Genomic DNA, 21,688 nt, shown 5'->3' on the forward strand with positions numbered 1-21,688 from the left:
CTCACGTGCCCTCCGGCTCGAAATCCACCAGCGCTGCACCGGCAGCCACCATATCGCCTTCGGCACAGTTGATGGCGGCAACGATGCCTTTCGCCGGTGCGCGGATCGTATGCTCCATTTTCATCGCCTCCATCACCACCAGCGCTTCGCCGGCCTCGACAGCCGTGCCGGTTTGGCTGATGATGGCGCGGATAACGCCCGGCATGGGCGCTTCCAGACCGCCGGTATGGTTGGAGGAGTCGGCGATATCGATCGGGTCCGGCTGGCTGATGCGGAAGTGTTCGCCATCCAGCAAAAGCGCATGACCGCCACCCTCCGCAAAGAAGTAACCCTGGCATGTCCTGCCGTTGACGGTGGCACGCAAGCGGCCGTCCTCCAGCAGGTGGCCATCGGCACGGATCGCCCGCCCGCCGATATCCAGCGAAAAACTGTCCGCCTCATGAATGACGCCAAGGTCGATCGGCTGGTGCTGCATAACGAAATGCAGCGTTTCCCGCGCTGGCCCGTTCAGTCGAAAGGCGCTGGCGGCGTTCCAGGGGCTATAGGGATCGGCCTGTGCGGACGGGTTGGCGTTTCCATTTTTCCGGCTGAGAAGCAGGCCAAGCGCCGCCATCGCGATTTCATTTTCGCCCGTGGTCTGGGGAGAAAAAAGTGCTGCCTCGTTGCGGGCGATGAAGCCTGTATCCAGATCGGCCTTTGCAAAGCTTTCGAGCTTCGCAAGCCGCGCCAAGAAGGCGACATTGCTGGTGACGCCGCAGATCGCCAGTTTTTCCAGCGCCAGCCGCAGCCGCCGCATGGCGGCGGGGCGGTCCTGATCCCAGACGATCAGCTTGGCGATCATCGGATCGTAATGCACGGTGATGGCGTCGCCGGCGCGGATGCCGCTGTCGATCCTGAGATGCGGACCCTCATCGGGAAAGACGAGATGGCTGATCGTGCCGATCGACGGCAGGAAATCATGCGCCGGGTCTTCGGCGTAGATCCGCGTCTCGATCGCGTGACCGTTGATGCTGAGATCCGCCCAGCCTTCCGGCAGAGGCTCTCCGTTTGCGACGCGGATCTGCCATTCGACCAGATCGAGACCGGTAATATATTCCGTCACCGGATGCTCGACCTGAAGCCTGGTGTTCATCTCCATGAAATAGAAGTCGCCGGAAGGATCGAGCAGGAATTCCACGGTTCCCGCACCGCGATAATCGATGGCGCGGGCGGCGGCGGTTGCCGCGTCATACATGCGTTGCCGCAAGGCATCCGGCAGGCCGGGGGCGGGCGCCTCCTCCATCACCTTCTGGTGCCGGCGCTGGATCGAGCAGTCACGCTCGAAAAGCGAGACACACTTGCCGTGGCCATCGGCAAAGACCTGCACTTCCACATGGCGCGGCCGCTCCAGGTATTTTTCGATCAGCATGCGGTCATTGCCGAAGGCGGCCAGCGCTTCGCGTCTGGCGCCGGCAAGCTCCGCCGCGAAGTCTGGCTTTTGCCTGACGACGCGCATGCCCTTGCCGCCGCCGCCGGCCGAGGCCTTGAGCAGCACGGGATAACCGATCTTGTCGGCCTCGCTCGCCAGCCGTTTTTCAGACTGTTCGTCGCCATGATAGCCCGGAACGACGGGAACGCCCGCCTTTGTCATCAGCGCTTTTGCTTCGCTTTTCCCGCCCATGGCGCGGATCGCCTGCACCGGCGGGCCGATGAAAACGAGACCGGCTGAAGCGCAGGCTTCGGCGAAATCGGCATTTTCGGAGAGAAAGCCATAACCCGGATGGATGGCCTCAGCGCCGCTCTCTTTTGCCGCGGCGATGATTTTTTCCGCATCGAGATAGGAGGCGCGCGCCGGCGCCGGGCCGATGGCGATGGCCTCGTCGGCCAGCGCCACATGCATGGCGTGACGGTCGGCATCCGAATAGATCGCGACGGTGCGGATGCCCATCCCGGCGGCGGTGCGGATGATGCGGCAGGCGATTTCGCCGCGATTGGCGATCAGTATCTTCGAGAACATCGTCGCCTCACATCCTGAACAGGCCGAAACGGGTGGGTTCTATCGGCGCATTGAGCGCTGCGGAAAGCCCGAGGCCAAGCACCAGACGTGTATCCTTCGGGTCGATGATGCCGTCGTCCCAAAGCCTTGCGCTGGCATAATAGGGATGGCCTTCCCGCTCGTATTTCTCCCTGATCGGCTGCTTGAACGCCTCTTCGCCTTCCTTCGACCAGTGGCGGCCATCGGCCTCGATGCCGTCGCGGCGGATTTGCGCCAGCACGGAGGCTGCCTGCTCGCCGCCCATCACCGAAATGCGGGCATTGGGCCACATCCACAAAAAGCGCGGCGAATAGGCCCGCCCGCACATGCCGTAATTTCCCGCGCCGAAGGAACCGCCGATGATGACGGTGAATTTCGGCACCTTGGCCGATGCGACGGCGGTGACGAGCTTGGCGCCATCCTTGGCGATGCCACCCGCCTCATAGGCCTTGCCGACCATGAAGCCGGTGATGTTCTGCAGGAAAACCAGCGGGATGCCGCGCTGGCAGCAGAGTTCGATGAAATGCGCGCCTTTGAGCGCCGATTCCGAAAAGAGAATGCCGTTATTGGCGATGATGCCGACGGGATAACCATGGATATGGGCGAAACCGCAGACGAGCGTTGTGCCATAAAGCGCCTTGAACTCATCGAATTCGGAACCATCCACCAGACGGGCGATGATCTCGCGCACCTCGAAGGGTTTGCGCGTATCGGCGGGAACGATGCCGTAAAGTTCGTCCGCCGGATAAAGCGGCTCCGCCGACGCGCGAATATCCAGTTCCACCCGTTTGCGGCGGTTGAGGGTGGAGACGATCCGCCGGGTCAGCGCCAGCGCATGGCGGTCGTCGCGGGCGTAATGATCGGTGACGCCGGATTGCCGCGAATGCACATCCGCGCCGCCGAGGTCCTCCGCACTCACCACCTCGCCGGTTGCCGCCTTTACCAAAGGCGGGCCGCCGAGAAAGATCGTGCCCTGATTTTTGACGATGACGGACTGGTCGCTCATCGCCGGCACATAGGCTCCGCCCGCAGTACAGCTGCCCATCACCACGGCGATCTGGGCGATGCCCGCTGCCGACATATTGGCCTGATTATAAAAGATGCGGCCGAAATGATCCCGGTCCGGAAACACCTCATCCTGATTGGGCAGGTTCGCGCCGCCGGAATCGACGAGGTAGATGCAGGGCAGGCGGTTCTCCGTGGCGATCTCCTGCGCGCGCAGGTGCTTCTTCACCGTCAGCGGATAATAGGTGCCGCCTTTCACCGTCGCATCATTGGCGACGATGACGCATTCGCGGCCTGCGACCCGACCGATGCCGGTGACGATGCCTGCGGCCGGAACGGGTTCGTCATAGACCTCGTAAGCCGCAAATTGCGATAATTCGAGAAACGGGCTGCCGGGATCAAGAAGGCCATCGATGCGGTCACGCGCCAGCAATTTGCCGCGGGAAAGATGCCGTTCGCGGGCCTTGTCGCCGCCGCCTTTCGATATTTTTTCGACATGTTGGCGCAGGTCGTCCACCAGGCCGGACATGAAGGCGGTGTTGGCGGTGAAGGCGGGATCGCGGTTCAGACTGGATGTAAGCTTCATCGCATGTCCTCACCCGTTGCCCTTGACCAACTCGCGGCCGATCAGCATCCGGCGGATTTCGCTGGTGCCGGCGCCGATTTCATAGAGTTTGGCATCGCGCAGCAACCTTCCGGCCGGGCTTTCATTGACATAACCGGAACCGCCGAGAAGCTGGATCGCATCCAGCGCAACCTGTGTGGCGCGCTCGGCGGCAAACAGGATTGCGCCCGCCGCATCCTGCCTCGTGATGCGGCCATTGTCGCAGGCCCGCGCCACGGCATAGACATAGGCGCGGGATGCGTTCATCGCCGAATAGATATCGGCGAGCTTGCCCTGCACCAGCTGGAATTCGCCGATGGGTTTGCCGAATTGCTTGCGCTCGCGGGCATAGGGCAGCACCAGGTCGATAGCGGCCTGCATGATGCCAACAGGGCCGGCAGCCAGCACGGCGCGCTCGTAATCCAGCCCGCTCATCAGCACCGTCACGCCGTCGTTCAGGCGTCCGAGGATGTTTTCCTCCGGCACCTCGCAATCCTCGAACACCAGTTCCGAGGTGGGCGAGCCGCGCATGCCGAGCTTGTCGAGTTTCTGGGCCGGGCGAAACCCCTTGAAGCCTTTTTCGATCATAAAGGCCGTGATGCCGCGCGGGCCGGCGGACATATCCGTCTTGGCGTAAACCACCAGCGTATCGGCCTCGTGGCCATTGGTGATCCACATTTTCGCGCCGTTCAGCAGGTAACGGTCGCCCCTGCGCTCCGCCTTCAGCCGCATCGAGACGACATCCGATCCGGCTTCCGTCTCGCTCATGGCGAGAGAACCGACATGTTCGCCGGAGACGAGCTTCGGCAGATATCTGTGCTTCTGCTCTTGCGTTCCCCAGCGGTGAATCTGGTTGATGCAGAGGTTGGAATGAGCGCCGTAGGAGAGGCCGATGGAAGCGGAGGCCCGGCTTATCTCCTCCATCGCCACGCAATGGGCGAGATAGCCCATGTCGGCGCCGCCGAACTCCTCTGAAACCGTGATGCCGTGCAGGCCGAGCTCACCCATTTGCGGCCAGAGTTGACGCGGGAACCGGTCGTCGCGATCAATCTCGGCGGCGAGCGGTGCAATTTTATCGTCGGCGAATGCACTTGCGCTATCGCGCAATGCTGCGATTTCCGGGCCGAGATCGGCATCGAAAATGGCGGCGAGGTTCAAACTCATCGCGTCTCCTCCTCCGGACGGCCTTTGCCGCCGTCCCCTTTATCAGCCGCCGGCGCCTCCTCCGCGCCGGCAACCCTTGATTATGGCGCGTCACCCCCGGTAAAGGCGGCGGAACGGCGCACGAATGTCTTGATGGCGAAATTGGACTGGATGCGCGACACGCCGGGAACCGTGGTCAGGAAATCAAGAAGCTCCTGATAATGCGGCAAGTCCCGCACCATGGCATGGATCAGGTAATCGGAACTGCCGCTGGTCTGATAACCGCCCACCACTTCCGGAATGGAAGCGACATGGTGCTCGAAGGTCGTCAGCGCTTCCTTGATCTGCCGCTCCAGCGTGACGGAGATGAAGACGCCCATATTGCCGAGCAGCCGGTTCTCATCGAACACGGCGGTATAACCGCGAATGATGCCTTCCTCTTCCAGCTTGCGCACGCGCCGCAGCGTCGGCGTGAAGGACAGGCCGATGCGGGCAGCCAGATCGCGCCAGCTTACCCGCCCGTCGTCACCGAGCACATGCAGAATCTTGCGGTCGAAGCTGTCGAGCTCAATCATGGATCATTTGCTCTACGATATGACTATTTGTTGGATCAAAGATATCGCCAATCAAAAAACTGTCAATCAAAATAGCTTTGAAATGAATTCGAGATAGTGATAGCGTTCACATCAGTCGCGGTCTGGAGGAGATGGTGGCTGTGGTCGTTCTCTCAAGCGGGAGGGCGATCAAAGGGAGGTGAATTTGGCTGTGCATGACCCTGTCGTGATCGTCGGGGCCGCCCGTACCGCTATGGGTGGGTTCCAGAGCGAACTCAAATCGGTGGCCGCGCCCGATCTCGGAGCGGCGGCGATCCGTGCGGCCGTCGAACGCGCTGCGGTTCCAGTTTCCGATATTGACGATGTGCTGATGGGCTGCGTGCTCACGGCCGGGCAGGGGCAGGCTCCGGCCAGACAGGCGGCCATTGCCGCCGGTATCCCCAATTCCATAGGCGCGACGACCATCAACAAGATGTGCGGCTCGGGCATGAAGGCGATCATGCTGGGCCATGACCAGATTGCGGCGGGAAGCTCTTGCGTCGTGCTGGCGGGCGGCATGGAAAGCATGAGCAACGCGCCTTATTTGCTGGATCGCGCCCGCAACGGCTATCGTCTTGGCCACGGCAAGATCATCGACCATATGTTTCTCGACGGTCTTGAAGACGCCTATGACAAGGGCCGGCTGATGGGCACCTTTGCGGAAGATTGCGCGCAAGACTACCAATTCACCCGCGCCATGCAGGATGATTATGCGCTTGCCTCGCTGGAGCGGGCGCGGCGCGCGATTGCGGAAGGGGCGTTCGAGGCGGAAATCGCGCCTGTCGGCGATATTTCCGTTGACGAGCAGCCGGGCAAGGCAAAGCCGGAAAAAATCCCGCAGCTGAAGCCTGCTTTCCGCGATGGCGGAACGGTGACGGCCGCCAATTCCAGCTCGATTTCCGATGGTGCGGCGGCTCTTGTTCTCATGCGGCGCTCCGAAGCGGAAAGGCGGGGCCTGTCGCCGCTGGCGACGATCATCGGTCAGGCCTCCTATGCGGATGCGCCCGCCGGATATCCAACGGCTCCCATCGGCGCGATAAAAAAGCTGTTCGAGAAAACCGGCTTTACGGCGAGGGATGTCGATCTCTTCGAAATCAACGAGGCTTTTGCCGTGGTGGCGATGGCGGCAATGCGCGATCTCGATCTGCCGCATGAGAAGGTGAATGTGCATGGCGGGGCGTGCGCGCTCGGCCATCCGATCGGTGCTTCCGGCGCAAGGATCGTCGTCACATTGCTGGCCGCCCTGCAACGTTATGGGCTGAAACGCGGCGTGGCGGCCGTCTGTATCGGCGGCGGCGAGGCAACCGCGCTCGGCATCGAGCGGCATTGAGGGGAGGCGGCGATGATCCTGAATGAAGCCCAGCAGCAGATCAGGGACATGGCCCGTGATTTCGCCCGCGAACGGCTCGCTCCCGGTGCCGCCGCGCGTGACCGGGAAAGCCGGTTCCCGAAGGAAGAATTGAAGGAAATGGGCGAACTCGGTTTCCTCGGCATGCTGGTCTCCGACGATTATGGCGGATCGGAAACCGGCGCCGTCGCCTATGCCTTGGCGCTGGAAGAAATTGCTGCCGGTGACGGCGCCTGTTCCACCATCATGAGCGTGCATAATTCCGTCGGCTGCGTGCCGATCCTCAAATTCGGGACCGAGGAGCAGAAGCAGTGGTTCCTGCCGAAACTCGCTTCCGGCGAATGGATCGGCGGGTTTGCGCTGACCGAACCGCAGGCCGGCTCCGATGCCTCCAATCTGAAGACCCGCGCCCGGCGGGATGGCGACCGTTATATTCTTGATGGCGCAAAGCAGTTCATCACATCGGGCAAGAATGGTGATGTCGTCATCGTTTTTGCCGTCACCGATGCGGCGGCGGGCAAGAAGGGCATCAGCGCCTTCATCGTGCCGACCGATACGCCGGGTTACGAAGTTATCCGGGTCGAGGAAAAACTCGGCCTGCATTCGTCCGATACCTGCCAGATCGCTTTTACCGAGATGGCGGTCCCAGTCGAATTGCGGCTGGGCGAAGAGGGGCAGGGGTATCGCATCGCGCTTGCCAACCTTGAAGGCGGCCGTATCGGCATTGCCGCACAGGCCGTCGGCATGGCACAGGCGGCTTTCGAGGCGGCGCGGGATTATGCCCGGGAGCGCAAGGCCTTTGGACAGGCGATTTTCGACCATCAGGCGGTGGCGTTTCGCCTCGCGGATATGGCGACACGCATTGAGGCGGCGCGGCAGCTGGTGCTGCATGCGGCGGCGCTGAAGGAGGCGGGTGAGCCCTGTCTTTCGCAGGCTTCAATGGCCAAGCTCTTCGCGTCCGAAATGGCTGAGCGCGTCTGCTCGGACGCCATCCAGATTCACGGCGGTTACGGTTACATGGCGGATTATCCGGTGGAGCGGATCTATCGCGATGTGCGCATCTGCCAGATTTACGAGGGGACCAGCGATGTCCAGCGCATGGTGATCGCGCGGAATCTTTGAGGGTGTGTTTGGGAAGGCGCACCCGACTTCCCTCATTCCTGTGCTCGTCACAGGAATCCAGCCAGCCCAAGTCCTTGGGCTGAAAAGAGTCTTTCCGCCGCGCGGACGCGCGTCGGCTAGATTCCTGTGACGAGCACAGGAATGAGGTGGTGGGAGCCATGTTTCGTCGTCGAGAGGCGGCGAAAGGAGGAGGAGTAGAATGGATATAACCGAAACGCCACATCTCAGCCTGCATGTTCCGGAACCCGCGGTGCGGCCCGGCGGGGAGCCGGATTTCTCCAATGTGAAGATTCCGCGAGCCGGCACCGTGCCGCGCCCGGAGGTGGACGCAGCACCCGAAAGCATGCGCGATCTCGCCTATTCGATCATCCGGGTGCTGAACCATCAGGGCGAGGCCGTCGGGCCATGGGCGGGGTTGCTTTCGGACGATGATCTGCTGGTGGGCCTGAAAAACATGATGCGGCTTCGGGCTTTCGATGCCCGCATGCTGATGGCGCAGCGGCAGGGCAAGACCTCCTTCTACATGCAGCATCTGGGGGAGGAGGCGGTGAGCTGCGCCTTCCGCAAGGCGCTGTCCAAGGGCGACATGAATTTCCCGACCTATCGGCAGGCCGGGCTGTTGATCGCCGATGACTATCCGCTCGTCACCATGATGAACCAGATCTATTCCAACGAACTCGACCCGTTGCATGGGCGGCAATTGCCGGTGCTTTATTCCTCGAAAGAACACGGCTTCTTCACCGTCTCCGGCAACCTCGCCACACAATATGTGCAGGCGGTTGGCTGGGCGATGGCCTCGGCCATCAAGGGCGACACGAAGATAGCGGCCGCCTGGATCGGCGATGGTTCGACGGCGGAGTCGGACTTTCATTCGGCACTGGTCTTCGCCTCCACCTACAAGGCGCCGGTCATTCTCAATATCGTCAACAATCAATGGGCGATTTCCACCTTTCAGGGCATTGCGCGCGGCGGCTCCGGCACATTTGCGGCGCGTGGGCTGGGCTTCGGCATTCCGGCGCTGCGGGTCGACGGCAATGATTATCTCGCCGTTTATGCCGTGGCGCGCTGGGCCGTGGAGCGGGCACGCCGCAATCTCGGCCCGACGCTGATCGAATATGTCACCTATCGTGTCGGCGCCCATTCCACCTCGGACGATCCGAGCGCCTATCGGCCGAAGACCGAATCCGAGGCATGGCCGCTCGGCGATCCGGTTCTGCGATTGAAGAAACATCTCACTCTGCGCGGTGTCTGGTCGGAGGAGCGGCACCGGCAGGCGGAGGCGGAAATCGCCGATGAGGTGCTTGAAGCGCAGCGCGAGGCGGAAAGCCACGGCACGCTGCACGAAGGCAAGAAGCCGCCGAAAAAGGATATTTTCGAAGGCGTTTACGCCGAGATGCCGCCGCATCTCGTCCGCCAGCGCCAGAAGGCAGGATGGTGACGCATGGCAAGAATGACGATGATCGAAGCCGTTCGCAGCGCCATGGATGTGTCCATGGAGCGCAGCGACGATGTCGTGGTGTTCGGCGAGGATGTGGGGTACTTCGGCGGCGTGTTCCGCGCCACGCAGGGGCTGCAGGGAAAATACGGCAAGACCCGCTGTTTCGACGCGCCGATCAGCGAATCCGGCATTGTCGGCACGGCCATCGGCATGGCCGCTTATGGCCTGCGCCCTTGCGTCGAAATCCAGTTCGCCGATTACATGTACCCCGCCTATGACCAGATCACCCAGGAGGCGGCACGGATTCGTTATCGCTCCAACGGCGATTTCACCTGCCCGATCGTGCTGAGAATGCCGACTGGCGGCGGCATTTTTGGCGGGCAGACGCACAGCCAGAGCCCGGAAGCGCTCTTCACCCATGTCTGCGGGTTGAAGGTGGTGGTTCCTTCCAATCCCTATGACGCCAAGGGGCTGCTGATCGCCTCCATCGAAGACCCCGACCCGGTGATGTTTCTGGAGCCCAAGCGGCTTTATAACGGTCCTTTCGACGGCCATCACGACCGGCCGGTGACGCCGTGGTCCAAACACGAGATGGGCGAGGTGCCGGAAGGGCACTACACCGTCCCCATCGGCAAGGCCGAAATCCGCCGCCCCGGAAACGCTGTCACCGTCATTGCCTACGGCACCATGGTGCATGTGGCTCTGGCGGCGGCGGAAGAGACGGGCGTGGATGCCGAAATCATCGATCTGCGCAGCCTGCTGCCGCTCGATCTCGATACCATCGTGAAGTCCGTCTCCAAAACCGGCCGCTGTGTGATGGTGCATGAGGCGACGCTGACCTCCGGCTTCGGGGCCGAAGTCGTGTCGCTGGTGCAGGAACATTGTTTCTATCACCTTGAGGCTCCCGTCGTCCGCGTCGCCGGATGGGATACGCCTTACCCGCATGCGCAGGAGTGGGACTATTTTCCGGGACCGGCCCGTGTGGGGCGCGCCCTTGTCGACGTCATGGAGGCCTGATTATGACGGAATATGTTCTTACCATGCCCGATGTCGGTGAAGGCGTGGCTGAAGCCGAACTGGTTGAGTGGAACGTCAAGCCGGGCGATCTCGTCCATGAGGACATGGTGCTGGCCGCGGTGATGACCGACAAGGCGACGGTGGAAATCCCGTCACCGGTGGCGGGCGTGGTCACCTGGCTCGCGGTGACGGTCGGAAACACGGTGCCGGTCAAAGCGCCGCTGGTTCGCATCGAAACCGATGTCGCCGCCGCTCCCAATGGCAGCGCGCCAGAAGCGGAAGCGCCAGCCCAGGCAATGGAAGCGCCGGCCGACATGACGGAGACGCCGCCACCCGTTGAGACCCAGCCGTCGGCGCGCCAGACCGAGGAGGCAGCGCCCGCCCCCGCAGCCGAACCGCACCACAAGCCGCTGGCCTCGCCTGCCGTGCGCCAGCGCGCCGACGATCTCGATATCGATCTCACCAAGGTCAAGGGAACGGGGCCGGACGGGCATATCACCCATGCCGATCTCGATGGGTTTTTAACGGTACGGGGCCGACCGGAACACCCCGAGCAGATGACGCCGCGTGACAGCGCCGTCGAGGAAGTGAAGGTAACGGGGCTGCGGCGCAGGATTGCCGAGAAGATGGTGCTGTCCGCCTCCCGCATTCCCCACATCACCTATGTCGAGGAAATCGACGTGACCGATCTCGAAGATCTGCGCGCGACGATGAATGGCAACCGCCGTTCCGGGCAGCCGAAACTGACGATCCTGCCGTTTTTGATGCGCGCGCTGGTGAAAGCCGTGGCCGATCATCCCGGCATGAACGCCACTTTTGACGATGAAAAAGCGGTCGTCAGCCACTATGAGGCGGTCCATATCGGCATCGCCACGCAGACACCGGCGGGCCTCACCGTTCCGGTCGTGCGCCACACGGAAACGCTCGGTCTGTGGGAATGTGCGGAGGAGGTCGCACGCGTCGCCGAGGCCGCCCGCACCGGCACGGCGCATCGGGAGGAACTGATGGGCTCCACCATCACCATCAGTTCGCTGGGAGCTTTGGGCGGTGTCGTGTCGACGCCGATCATCAACCATCCCGAGGTGGCGATCATCGGCGTCAACAAGATCGTGACGCGGCCGGTCTGGGACGGGACGCGTTTCGTGCCGCGCAAGATGATGAACCTGTCTTCGAGCTTCGATCATCGGGTCGTCGACGGCTGGGATGCGGCGGTCTTCATTCAGGCCGTGAAAGCGCTGCTGGAGAAGCCGGCGCTGATTTTCATCGAGTGAGAGGCTGCGACCGGCTCATCCCATCCCCACCTCCCTCATTCCTGTGCTTGTCACAGGAATCCAGTCAGCCCAAGTCCTTGGGCTGAAAAGACTCTTCCCGTCGCGCAGACGCGCGTCGGCTGGATTCCTGTGACAAGCACAGGAATGAGGGGAAGAACTGTGACACCAGTGTGGTCGATTTTAAGCCGCCGTTTTTAGCCCTTCACGGAACTGTTTCGCTGTCGGTATAGGCTTGCGTTCGCCATCTTCGGGTATAGAAGAGAAGAACGAGAAGCATGTTTTCTCACCACGATCATACTGGCGGACGAGGGCGCTCCGGTGCCCGGCGGTCCGCCGTCCGCCGGCAACCGAATGAAGAAGAAGGTCCTCCCATGCGCACTCCCAAACCCGTTGTCCTGACTATTCTCGATGGCTGGGGGCTGAACGAGGACACATCCAGCAATGCGCCGGTGCTGGCGAATACGCCGACCATGGACCGGCTTTTTACCACCTGTCCGAATGCGACGCTGACCACCTTCGGTCCGAAGGTCGGCCTGCCCACCGGGCAGATGGGCAATTCCGAAGTGGGCCACACGAATATCGGCGCCGGCCGTATCGTCGCCATGGATCTCGGCCAGATCGATCTGGCGATCGAGGATGGCAGCTTTTTCCGCAACGCGGCGATGCTTGATTTCGCCGCCAGGGTAAAGGCTGCGGGCGGCGTGGCGCATCTGATGTGCGTCGTTTCCGATGGCGGCGTCCATGGCCATATCCTCCACGGCCAGGCGGCGGTGAGGCTGATGGTCAGTCACGGTCTGAAGGTCGTCGTGCATGCCATCACCGACGGCCGCGATGTCGCGCCGCAATCGGCCGAAGACTTCGTGGCGGCGCTGGTGGCGAGCCTGCCGCAGGGGGCGAGCATCGGCACGGTGATCGGCCGTTATTATGCGATGGACCGCGACAATCGCTGGGAGCGTGTCGAAAAGGCCTATGACGCCATGGTGCTGGCGAAAGGCGAGCATGCGCGGGATGCGGTGAGCGCCGTTGCCCAGAGCTACAGGAACAATGTCACCGACGAATTCATCCTGCCGACGGTGATCGATGGTTATGAGGGTTTCAAGGCCGGCGATGGCCTTTTCTGCCTGAATTTCCGCGCCGACCGTGCCCGGGAAATCCTGCTTGCCATCGGAGCCGATGATTTCGACGGTTTTGCGCGGGAAAAGCCCTCCCTTTCGGCGCTGCTGGGCATGGTGGAATATTCCACCCGGCACAATGATTTCATGACCACGGCTTACCCGAAGCGCGATATCGTCAACACGCTCGGCGCCTGGGTGGCGAAGCAGGGGCTGACGCAGTTTCGCCTCGCCGAAACGGAAAAATATCCGCATGTCACCTTCTTCCTGAATGGCGGCAAGGAAGAGCCGGAAGTCGGCGAAGACCGCTTCATGCCGAAATCCCCCAAGGTCGCGACCTACGATCTGCAGCCGGAAATGAGCGCGGCCGAGGTGACGGAAAAATTCGTCGAGGTGATCGGCAAGGGTTACGATCTGATCGTCACCAATTATGCCAATCCGGACATGGTCGGCCATACCGGTGATCTGCAGGCTGCGATCAAGGCCTGCGAGGCGGTGGATCGCGGGCTTGGTGCTGTCGTCGCCGCCCTGGAAAAGGTCGGGGGGGCGATGCTGGTCATTGCCGATCACGGCAATTGCGAAACCATGGTCGACCCCGTCACCGGCGGTCCGCACACGGCCCATACCACCAATCCGGTGCCGGTCATCCTGTTCGGCGGCCCGCAAGGCTCAAAACTGCACGACGGCATTCTCGCCGATGTCGCGCCCACCCTGCTGCAATTGATGAATGTGCCGCTGCCGCCGGAAATGACGGGCAAGAGCCTGATCGACCTGTAGTCAAGCACCGCCGCGCGGGCGCCCTTAGCCTGCGCGGCGGTTCGTTTCCCATCGAACGAGCTTGGCGTTATGACTCTTTTGCGTAAAGCCGGTCGTGCACCAGCATGCCGGCGATCATGGCGCAGACGAAGAGGATGACCGGCGTAAGCCCGAGGGCGAGAGCCGAGAGCGCCGGACCGGGGCAGAAACCGGCAATGCCCCAGCCAAGGCCGAAAATCGCCGAACCGAGAATGAGCGGCCGGTCGATGGCGGTTTTCGCGGGAAGGCTGAAATTTTCGGCGAGGACCGGCTTCCGCAGCAAACGGGCGAGCAGCACGCCCGGAACGGCAACGATGACCGCGCCGCCGAGAACGAAGATCAGGCTCGGGTCCCAATGGTCGCTCGCCAGATTGAGAAAGGCTGAAACGCGGGCCGGATCGGCCATGCCGGAGAGCGAGAGGCCGAAGCCGAACAGCGCCCCGGCGGCGAGCGCCAGCGCAAGGCGCGCCATGGCCTGATGTTTCATGACAGGGCTCCCGTTATCGTCGCGGCGCAGATGCCGGTGACGAGGAAGGTCGTGGTGGCGGCGATGGAACGGCGGGAGAAGCGCGCCAGCCCCATGATGCCGTGACCGGAGGTACAGCCGGAGCCCATGCGCGTGCCGAAGCCTACGAGCAGGCCGGCGACGACAATCAGCGGCCATGGCGCCGCCACGGTGATGGCGGGAAACCGACCGAAGGCGGCGGCATAGAGATAAGGTCCGGACAGCAGGCCGGCCAGGAAAAAGACATCGGTAAAATGCCGCGCCTTGCCGAGGACCTTGCCCATGATGCCGCTGATGCCGGCGATCCGGCCGTTGAACAGAAACAGCAGAATGCTGGCAAGACCAAGCAGCATGCCGCCGAAAAGCGATGGCCAGTAGGGCGTCACGAATTTTCCTCCGCCGTGCAGAAAATGGCGTAGAGCGCCTCGATCAGCCGCGCCGCCTTTGCTTCGCTCAGCCGATAGAAGATTTGCTTCGCCTCGCGTCTTGTCTCGACCACACCGGCTTCGCGCAGGACACCGAGCTGTTGCGAAAGCGTGGGCTGGCGGATATCCAGCTTTACCTCCAGCTCGCCGACGGAAAATTCGCCTTGGGCCAGCGCGCAGGCGAGCATCAGCCGTGCGGGATGGGCAAGCGTCTTCAAAAGCACCGCGACGGCGGCCGCGCGCTCCTCCATGTCGGGAAGGGGAATTCCGGTGATATGGCGGGCCTGTTCCGGCTGGTTTCCCGTCACCATCGGCTGCCCTCCAGCACGTCGAGCGGGAATTTCAGATAACGTTTGCCGTTTGACTCCGGCTCGGGCAGGCGACCGCCGCGAATATTGACCTGCAGGGCGTGCAGAATGAGCTTGGGCATCGGCAAGGTGCGGTCCCGTGTTTCCCGAAGGCTGATGAAGCCTTCCTCCGTCATGCCGGCCAGATGCGGATTGCTGCGTTTCTGTTCGCCGACCGTGCTTTCCCATTTCGGAGCGCGGCCGCCGGGCTGATAGTCATGGCCGGTGAAAAGCCTGGTTTCATCGGGAAGGGCGAGGATGTCCTGGATCGAGGCCCAGAGTTCTCTGGCGCTGCCGCCGGGAAAATCGGCGCGCGCCGTGCCGGAATCCGGCATGAAAAGCGTATCGTGCACAAAGGCGGCGTCACCCACCACATAGGTCACGGAGGCGAGCGTATGTCCGGGCGAAAACAGGACGCGGGCTTCCAGTGAACCGATGTCGAACCTGTCGCCGGCTTCGAACAGCCGGTCCCATTGCGAGCCGTCGGTTTTAAGATCGGGCCAGTTGTATTTCTCCTGCCACAGCTTCTGTACCCCGGTTATTTTCGCGCCGATGGCCGTTCGGGCGCCGGTTTTCCGCTTCAGATAGTGGGCGGCGGACAAATGATCCGCATGCGGATGAGTATCGAGAATCCATTCCACAGACAGGCCCCGGCATTCCACATAGGCCAGGATCGCGTCGGCATTCATGGTTCCGGTCGCGCCGGATTTCTCATCGAAGTCAAAGACCGGGTCGATAATGGCGCAGCGGCCGGTCGAGGGATCGGCAACCACATATTGCACGCTCCATGTGCGCGGATCGAAAAATGCCTTGACCTGCGGCATGGCCGCGGCCTGCCGCTGCAGCCAGCGCGCGGCGCCGGAGAGATCGAAACCATGCGCCTTGCCGAAAGCCTCTATGTCGCCTTGCTCAAGGCGCGCATCCAGGGCTTCGCCGAGAACATAAAGCGTGAGTGCGCGGGCGCCGCCCTTACAATGGGCAAAAACGGGGCCGTCAGCCTCGGCCATTTTCTGCTGGAAGGCGCGGATATCGGCCTCTGTGATGGTTGGACCGGTGACCGGGATGAAGCCGTAGCCCATTCCGCCTGCATCGGCGGCGCTCTTTTCCTGCGCATTGCCCGGCTGGCCGGCTTCTTCGCCATCCGGCCGGGCATTGATGATGGTTTTAAAGCCCTGAGCGGCAAGCGATGGAAAATCGGCGATAGCCGGCTGGCCCGCGACCGTCAGGCGCTCGTTGATCTTTACGGCATTCATCGGTCTCTCCTGTCGCCCTTTTTATTATACGTTATTATATAATGTATATTGTTTGCCCGCAAGGGATTGGAGAGCTACGTGCAGAATGGCGCTCCCAATGCATTTGTCCCAGCCGGCTCGAGGGAAATTCTAGATGCGGGATTTCTTCGTTTTGTGACGGGCAGGAATTGTCCGCGTCCGGGCGCATCCGGCGGCGTCCCGCCGCCGCGATGCCGGCCCCTTGCAATGTGGCGGGTGTTTGCTAACATGCCAGACAAGTTTAAAACAGGTGGGCCGCAATGGACGTTGAGAGCAGCACGAAGCAGGGGATATCGCTCGCGGCGAAAATCAGTTCGGCATTGCGGCGGGATCTGACGGAGGGCGTTTTTCGCCCTGGCGATCGGCTTCCGAGCGAAAGCGCCCTGACGCGGGAATATTCCGTCAGCCGCACGGTGGTGCGCGAAGCCATCGCCATTCTGCGCGCCGATGGTCTGGTCGAGGCGCGCAAGGGGGCGGGTGTTTTTGCCGTGGAAGTAAAGCCGGCCAAGGAGCTGCCTTTCAACGACCTGGCGGTGGGACGGATTTCCTCGGTGATCGAATTGCTGGAACTGCGCACCGTCTTCGAGGTCGAATCCGCCGGACTTGCGGCCTCGCGCCGTTCCGCGGTGCAGGTGGAGGGGATCGTCGACGCGCACCGGCGGGTCGGCGACTGTCTTGCCACCGGACTGCCGACGCGGGATGCCGATTTCGAGTTTCATCTGGCAATCGCACAGGCGACGCAGAACAGGCGTTTTCCCGAGTTTCTTCAACTGATCCGCTCCGGCATCATCCCCCGCGGCGAATTGCAGGGGGCGGCACCCGGGGCGCGGCCAAAGGACTATAACCTCCATCTGCAGGAGGAGCACGGCAAGATCGTCGATGCGATTATCGAAGGCGACGCCGATGCCGCGCGTCAGCATATGGCTTCGCACCTGCGCGGCAGTCTTGAGCGTTACAAGGTGCTGCTGCGCTCGCGCACCGTTGCGGAATGATCCGAAAAGGCATTTTCTCCAGTCGGTTAGGCGCTTGCCCGCCGATAGAAGGCGAGCGAGGCGGCAAGTGTCAGAAGTGCGCCGCCGCACATCCGGTCGAGCCACAGGGCTGCGGATTTGCGCAATAGCCGCACGGCCTGCGAACCGAGCAGGGCGTAGCCGAACATCACGATAAAATCGATGCCGGCGAAGATCAGCGCAAGCACCGCATATTGCTGTATCTGCGCCGCCGCGGGATCGATGAATTGCGGCAGGAAAGCCGAAAAGAACAGGTATCCTTTGGGGTTCGTCACCGCGACGAGAAAGCTCTTGAGGAAAATCGACCGGGCGGAGGCGGCCCCGTTCACGTCTGCCAATCGAAGAGCGCCGTCGAGCGTGCCCCTGGAGCGCAAAAGCAGGATGCCGAGGAAGGCAAGATAACAGACACCCACCCATTTGACGACGCCGAACCAGAATTCGGAGGCGGCCAGCAAGGCGCCCAGTCCCAGCGCAACCGCGCCGATCAGGACGATATCCGACATAACGGCCCCCGCCATGCCGATCATGGCCCGGCGCGTTCCGAACCTTGAGCCATTTGCAAGGGCGAGCAGAACGGTAGGGCCGGGCGTGGCGATGCCGATAAAGGCGACCGTGGCGAATGCGACAAGTATCATGCCATCCATCTTTTCCTCCCCGGAGCTCAGGACGCCATCGGTGCATTGTCGCCGAGGCAGATATCCGGCCCTTTCCATGTTGCGTCAGAATACAGGCTTTCACGACCGCGGCAACGCGGGCGATTTTTCAGATGACGTAAAATGTTGCCAGTCGGTGCAAGACGCTTCCACTGCCCGGCCTAGCTTCAGGGCAGGTTGGCGGCCTTGATTTTATCGGCTCCTGCTTGACAGCCTTCAACACCTGTGACAACTTGCGCATAGTTGTCAGACAGGATTGCGCCTCGATCACTTGCGCGGTCGATCTCTGGCAAGGGAGGAATCATGTCAAAAAGACGCCTTTCGCTTTATGGCCTGTCCGGCCAGATCGGAAGTATTGCCGTTACGCTGCTTGGATTGCTGCTGCTGACCTTTTTTATCGGCCGCCTGATGCCCGCCGATCCCGTTCGGGCGATCGTCGGTGAGGATGCGACCCGCGAAACCTATGAACAGGTCTATCATGCGCTCGGTTTCGACCGCCCGCTATGGCAGCAGTTCATCTATTACCTCGGCGATGTCTTCACCGGCGATTTCGGCACCTCGATCCGTACCGGCCGCCCTGTCATCGAAGACATTATCAGGGTCATGCCGGCAACGATGGAACTTGCGACCTTCGCGATCCTGATCGGTGCAGGCCTCGGTATTCCGATGGGCGTTTATGCCGCCGTGAAAAAGGACCGCTGGCAGGACCATCTGGTGCGGGTCCTCAGCCTGTTTGGCCATTCCATGCCGATCTTCTGGACCGGCATGATCGCGCTGATCGTTTTTTATGCCCATCTCGGCCTTGTCGGCGGCGGTGGCCGCATGGACCAGTTCTATATCGGTCTGGTGGAGGAGCGGACGGGCTTCCTGCTGATCGACAGCCTGCTGGCCGGCGATATGGAGGTCTTTTGGTCGGCCATCAACCATCTCATCCTTCCCGCCGCCCTGCTCGGTTATTCCTCCTCGGCCTATATCACCCGCATGACACGCAGCTTCATGCTGGATCAGCTCGGCCAGGAATATGTGACGACCGCGCGCGTCAAGGGCCTGTCGCAGCGACAGACAGTGTGGCTGCACGCCTTCGGTAATATCCGCGTGCAGCTCGTCACCATCATTGCCCTTGCCTATGGTTCGCTGCTGGAAGGTGCGGTGCTCATCGAGACCGTCTTCGCCTGGCCGGGTTTCGGACAATATCTCACCAGCAATCTTATCATCGGCGACATGAATGCCGTGATGACCTGCGTTCTGATCGTCGGCGTCATCTTCATCGGGCTCAATCTCCTGTCCGACATTCTCTACCGCTTTTTCGATCCGAGGACCCGCTGATGACGGCCCGTGCAGAAACTCCCTTGCGTCTTCCGGTGCCCTTGAACGCGCTGAAGAACATCATCCTCTTCCTGCTGAAAAGCCCGACATCGGCTTTCGGCCTCTTGATCCTGCTGCTCCTCGTCATCGCCGCGATTTTCGCGCCCTGGCTTGCGACGCATGACCCTTACGCGCAGGATCTCGCCAACACGCTGCAGGCGCCCGGCAACGGCCATGTCTTCGGCACCGACGAGCTGGGGCGCGATATCTACAGCCGCCTTCTCTGGGGCGCGCGCATCACGCTCACCATCATCTCGCTGGTGTCGATCATCGTCGGTCCGGTCGGCCTTCTGGTTGGCACCGCGTCCGGTTATCTCGGCGGCAAGTTCGATACGGTGATGATGCGCATCACCGATATCTTTTTGTCCTTTCCGAGCCTCATCCTGTCGCTTGCTTTCGTCGCAGCACTTGGGCCGAGCCTCAACAACGCGATCATCGCGATTGCGCTCACCTCCTGGCCGCCGATCGCGCGTCTTGCCCGTGCCGAAGCCATGACCTTCCGCAAGGCGGATTACATTGCCGCCGCCAGGCTTCAGGGGGCGTCACCGCTGCGCATCATCGTCAAGTCGATCATGCCCATGTGCCTGCCTTCGGTCCTCATTCGCCTGACGCTCAACATGGCGACCGTCATTCTCACCGCCGCCGGCCTCGGTTTTCTCGGTCTCGGCGCGCAGCCGCCGCTGCCAGAATGGGGGGCGATGATCGCCACGGGAAGGCGCTACATGCTGGACAGCTGGTGGCTGGTGACCTTCCCCGGCATCGCGATCCTCTCCGTCAGCCTCGCCTTCAACCTTCTGGGCGATGGGTTGCGGGATGCGCTTGATCCGAAGCAGATGAACCGGAGATAGGACCATGGAAAAACCAATCCTTGACGTCGACAATCTTCGCATCCGTTATGGCGGCTCGCCGACTGAAGCGGTGCGCGGCATCTCCTTCACGCTCGGCCGGGAACGTCTCGGCATCGTCGGCGAAAGCGGCTCGGGAAAATCCACCGTCGGCCGCGCCCTGCTGCGCCTCCTGCCATCGGCGACGATCACCGCCGACAGGTTGAATTTCGACGGTCTCGATCTTCTCTCGCTTGATGAGAAGGAGATGCTGAAGGTTCGCGGCCGGCGCATGTCGATGATCCTTCAGGATCCGAAATTTTCGCTCAATCCCATTCGCCGGGTTGGCGATCAGGTGGCGGAAACCTATCTGCGCCACTTCAAGGCCTCGAAACAGCAGGCCCGGGAAAAGACGCTCGCCATGCTGGAGGCGGTGAAGATCCGCGATGCCGCTCGCGTCTATGAGCAATATCCGCACGAAATCTCGGGTGGCATGGGCCAGCGTGTGATGATCGCCATGATGCTGCTTGCCGATCCCGATCTCGTCATCGCCGACGAGCCCACCTCGGCGCTTGATGTGACGGTGCGGTTGCAGGTGCTGAACATTCTCGACGGTCTGGTGCGTGATCGTGGCATCGGCCTCATCATGATCAGTCACGACCTCAACCTCGTGCGCAATTTTTGCGACCGGGTTCTTATCATGTATGCCGGCCGGGTGGTGGAAACGCTGGCCGCCCGTGATCTCGATCAGGCGCAGCACCCCTATACGCGCGGCCTTCTGGCGGCACAGCCACGCATCGGTGGCTCGCGCTCACCGCTTGCGGTGCTGGATCGCCGCCCCGAATGGCTGGAGGAGAACGTATAATGGCCGTTTCCGTCGAAACCCGCGATCTCTCCATCACCTTCGGCAACGGCCCCACGGCGCTGAAGGTGCTGCCTTCGGTATCTTTCCGCGTCGAGCCCGGCGAATGTTTCGGGCTGGTCGGCGAAAGCGGCTCGGGCAAGTCCACCGTGCTTCGCTGCGTCTCCATGCTCAACGATTTCTGGACCGGCGATATCCTCATCGACGGCAGGTCGGTGCGTGACATGCCGCTGATCGAGCGGTGCCGCATGCTGCAGATGGTGTTTCAGGACCCCTATGGTTCGCTGCATCCGCGCCAGTCGGTGCGCACCGTGCTTTCGGAATCGCTTGCGATCCACAAGCTCGGTGATCGCGAAGAGCGCATGCGCAAGGTCATCACCGATGTCGGCTTGCCCGTCTCCTTTCTCGACCGTTTTCCGCATCAGCTTTCCGGCGGCCAGCGGCAGCGTGTGGCGATTGCCCGGGCGCTGATCCTCGAACCGTCGCTGCTGCTGCTTGACGAGCCGACCTCGGCGCTCGACGTTTCGGTGCAGGCGGAAATTCTCAACCTGTTGCAGCGCCTGCGTGAAGAGCGCGGCTTCACCTATATCATGGTGACCCATGATCTCGCTGTCGTCGATCACATGTGCGACCGCTTCGCGGTGATGTTGCGCGGCGAAATCACCGAAATCCTGCCGCGCGAGGCCATCGCCGGCAACGGCGCGACGCATCCCTATGCGCGCGAACTGATCGGCGCCTCGCTGGAATATGAAGGCGCGTGACGTCTCCCAAAACGTGATCGTCCTCCTCCGGGGCGTCACGGATAACAAATCCTCCTCCCTTGCCCGGCCTCCCTGCCGGGCATTTTTTTGAAATGGCTTGAGAGGGGCAGCCCGGCAACTGCGCTATCGGGTCTTGACGCAATGATGGAGCAGGAAAGGGCGATGTTTTTGCTGAGCTCCCTCCAACCGTCATACCGGCCTTG

At 61.9% G+C, this 21,688-nt stretch carries 20 protein-coding genes; 11 read left to right on the forward strand and 9 right to left on the reverse strand.

Translation table 11 applies throughout. The annotated features are described in order from the left end of the window. Window position 1 precedes the first annotated feature (1 nt). The 4 genes from ACI2KA_RS19800 to ACI2KA_RS19815 form a co-directional block, all read right to left on the reverse strand. On the reverse strand, window positions 2-1,996 hold the full coding sequence (locus ACI2KA_RS19800; RefSeq protein WP_404504170.1) for an acetyl/propionyl/methylcrotonyl-CoA carboxylase subunit alpha: 1,995 nt from the start codon (window positions 1,994-1,996) through the stop codon (window positions 2-4). A gap of 7 nt (window positions 1,997-2,003) precedes the next feature. Further along, window positions 2,004-3,605, reverse strand: a complete 1,602-nt coding sequence (locus tag ACI2KA_RS19805) for a carboxyl transferase domain-containing protein (protein ID WP_404504171.1) — start codon at window positions 3,603-3,605, stop codon at window positions 2,004-2,006. Between the two features lie 9 nt (window positions 3,606-3,614). Beyond that, window positions 3,615-4,787: an isovaleryl-CoA dehydrogenase gene (locus tag ACI2KA_RS19810; RefSeq protein WP_404504172.1), complete on the reverse strand. Its 1,173-nt coding sequence runs from the start codon at window positions 4,785-4,787 to the stop codon at window positions 3,615-3,617. An 80-nt stretch (window positions 4,788-4,867) separates the two neighbouring features. Then, window positions 4,868-5,341 (reverse strand): Lrp/AsnC family transcriptional regulator, encoded by a 474-nt coding sequence (locus tag ACI2KA_RS19815; protein ID WP_035221263.1) that lies wholly within the window; start codon window positions 5,339-5,341, stop codon window positions 4,868-4,870. Window positions 5,342-5,573: 232 nt separating this feature from the next. Here ACI2KA_RS19815 and ACI2KA_RS19820 point away from each other — a divergent pair, with 232 nt between their 5' ends. The 6 genes from ACI2KA_RS19820 (at window position 5,574) to gpmI (ending at window position 13,444) form a co-directional block, all read left to right on the forward strand. Next, window positions 5,574-6,689, forward strand: coding sequence for an acetyl-CoA C-acyltransferase (locus tag ACI2KA_RS19820; RefSeq protein ID WP_404504297.1), 1,116 nt, complete (start codon window positions 5,574-5,576; stop codon window positions 6,687-6,689). A gap of 12 nt (window positions 6,690-6,701) precedes the next feature. Beyond that, window positions 6,702-7,829: an acyl-CoA dehydrogenase family protein gene (locus ACI2KA_RS19825; RefSeq protein WP_404504173.1), complete on the forward strand. Its 1,128-nt coding sequence runs from the start codon at window positions 6,702-6,704 to the stop codon at window positions 7,827-7,829. Window positions 7,830-8,028: 199 nt separating this feature from the next. Beyond that, complete coding sequence (locus tag ACI2KA_RS19830) at window positions 8,029-9,267, forward strand: 3-methyl-2-oxobutanoate dehydrogenase (2-methylpropanoyl-transferring) subunit alpha (RefSeq protein WP_404504174.1); 1,239 nt, start codon at window positions 8,029-8,031, stop codon at window positions 9,265-9,267. 3 nt (window positions 9,268-9,270) lie between these two features. After that, window positions 9,271-10,284 carry an alpha-ketoacid dehydrogenase subunit beta gene (locus ACI2KA_RS19835; RefSeq protein WP_404504175.1) on the forward strand — a complete coding sequence of 338 codons (1,014 nt, stop codon included), beginning with the start codon at window positions 9,271-9,273 and terminating at the stop codon, window positions 10,282-10,284. A 2-nt stretch (window positions 10,285-10,286) separates the two neighbouring features. Further along, window positions 10,287-11,555, forward strand: coding sequence for a dihydrolipoamide acetyltransferase family protein (locus ACI2KA_RS19840; RefSeq protein WP_404504176.1), 1,269 nt, complete (start codon window positions 10,287-10,289; stop codon window positions 11,553-11,555). A gap of 371 nt (window positions 11,556-11,926) precedes the next feature. Then, window positions 11,927-13,444 carry a 2,3-bisphosphoglycerate-independent phosphoglycerate mutase gene (gene gpmI / locus ACI2KA_RS19845; protein ID WP_404504177.1) on the forward strand — a complete coding sequence of 506 codons (1,518 nt, stop codon included), beginning with the start codon at window positions 11,927-11,929 and terminating at the stop codon, window positions 13,442-13,444. 67 nt (window positions 13,445-13,511) lie between these two features. Here gpmI and ACI2KA_RS19850 read toward each other — a convergent pair whose 3' ends face one another. From ACI2KA_RS19850 to blh, 4 genes are read right to left on the reverse strand one after another with little or no spacing between them, the layout of a single operon-like run. Then, window positions 13,512-13,949 (reverse strand): DUF6691 family protein, encoded by a 438-nt coding sequence (locus ACI2KA_RS19850; RefSeq protein WP_404504178.1) that lies wholly within the window; start codon window positions 13,947-13,949, stop codon window positions 13,512-13,514. After that, a complete protein-coding gene (locus ACI2KA_RS19855) occupies window positions 13,946-14,353 on the reverse strand; it encodes a YeeE/YedE family protein (RefSeq protein ID WP_404504179.1) in 408 nt (135 codons plus the stop codon). Before ACI2KA_RS19855 ends, ACI2KA_RS19850 begins: the two co-directional genes overlap by 4 nt. Further along, window positions 14,350-14,703 carry a sulfite-sensing transcriptional repressor BigR gene (gene bigR / locus ACI2KA_RS19860; protein WP_404504180.1) on the reverse strand — a complete coding sequence of 118 codons (354 nt, stop codon included), beginning with the start codon at window positions 14,701-14,703 and terminating at the stop codon, window positions 14,350-14,352. The genes ACI2KA_RS19855 and bigR overlap by 4 nt, the downstream gene beginning before the upstream one ends. Continuing rightward, window positions 14,697-15,992 carry a bifunctional sulfur transferase/dioxygenase Blh gene (blh, locus tag ACI2KA_RS19865; RefSeq protein WP_404504181.1) on the reverse strand — a complete coding sequence of 432 codons (1,296 nt, stop codon included), beginning with the start codon at window positions 15,990-15,992 and terminating at the stop codon, window positions 14,697-14,699. The genes bigR and blh overlap by 7 nt, the downstream gene beginning before the upstream one ends. A 278-nt stretch (window positions 15,993-16,270) precedes the next feature. Between blh and ACI2KA_RS19870 the strand changes: the two genes are divergently transcribed. After that, a complete protein-coding gene (locus ACI2KA_RS19870; protein WP_404504182.1) occupies window positions 16,271-17,002 on the forward strand; it encodes a FadR/GntR family transcriptional regulator in 732 nt (243 codons plus the stop codon). Between the two features lie 26 nt (window positions 17,003-17,028). Here the strand turns inward: ACI2KA_RS19870 and ACI2KA_RS19875 are convergent, their stop codons facing one another. Continuing rightward, the gene (locus ACI2KA_RS19875; protein ID WP_404504183.1) at window positions 17,029-17,664 is read right to left on the reverse strand and encodes a LysE family translocator; all 636 of its coding nucleotides are present in this window, start codon (window positions 17,662-17,664) and stop codon (window positions 17,029-17,031) included. A 312-nt stretch (window positions 17,665-17,976) separates the two neighbouring features. Between ACI2KA_RS19875 and ACI2KA_RS19880 the strand changes: the two genes are divergently transcribed. Genes ACI2KA_RS19880 through ACI2KA_RS19895 form a run of 4 tightly spaced genes read left to right on the forward strand, consistent with a single transcriptional unit; the run spans window position 17,977 to window position 21,485 of the window. Next, window positions 17,977-18,999, forward strand: coding sequence for an ABC transporter permease (locus ACI2KA_RS19880; RefSeq protein WP_046801475.1), 1,023 nt, complete (start codon window positions 17,977-17,979; stop codon window positions 18,997-18,999). Next, window positions 18,999-19,886, forward strand: coding sequence for an ABC transporter permease (locus tag ACI2KA_RS19885; RefSeq protein WP_404504184.1), 888 nt, complete (start codon window positions 18,999-19,001; stop codon window positions 19,884-19,886). Before ACI2KA_RS19880 ends, ACI2KA_RS19885 begins: the two co-directional genes overlap by 1 nt. A 4-nt stretch (window positions 19,887-19,890) precedes the next feature. After that, entirely contained in the window at window positions 19,891-20,727 is an 837-nt protein-coding gene (locus tag ACI2KA_RS19890; RefSeq protein WP_404504185.1) for an ABC transporter ATP-binding protein, read from the forward strand. Continuing rightward, window positions 20,727-21,485: an ABC transporter ATP-binding protein gene (locus ACI2KA_RS19895; RefSeq protein WP_404504186.1), complete on the forward strand. Its 759-nt coding sequence runs from the start codon at window positions 20,727-20,729 to the stop codon at window positions 21,483-21,485. Before ACI2KA_RS19890 ends, ACI2KA_RS19895 begins: the two co-directional genes overlap by 1 nt. Window positions 21,486-21,688 lie beyond the last annotated feature (203 nt).

The organism is Agrobacterium sp. NPDC089420, assembly GCF_044900305.1.
Classification (GTDB): Bacteria; Pseudomonadota; Alphaproteobacteria; order Rhizobiales; family Rhizobiaceae; genus Agrobacterium.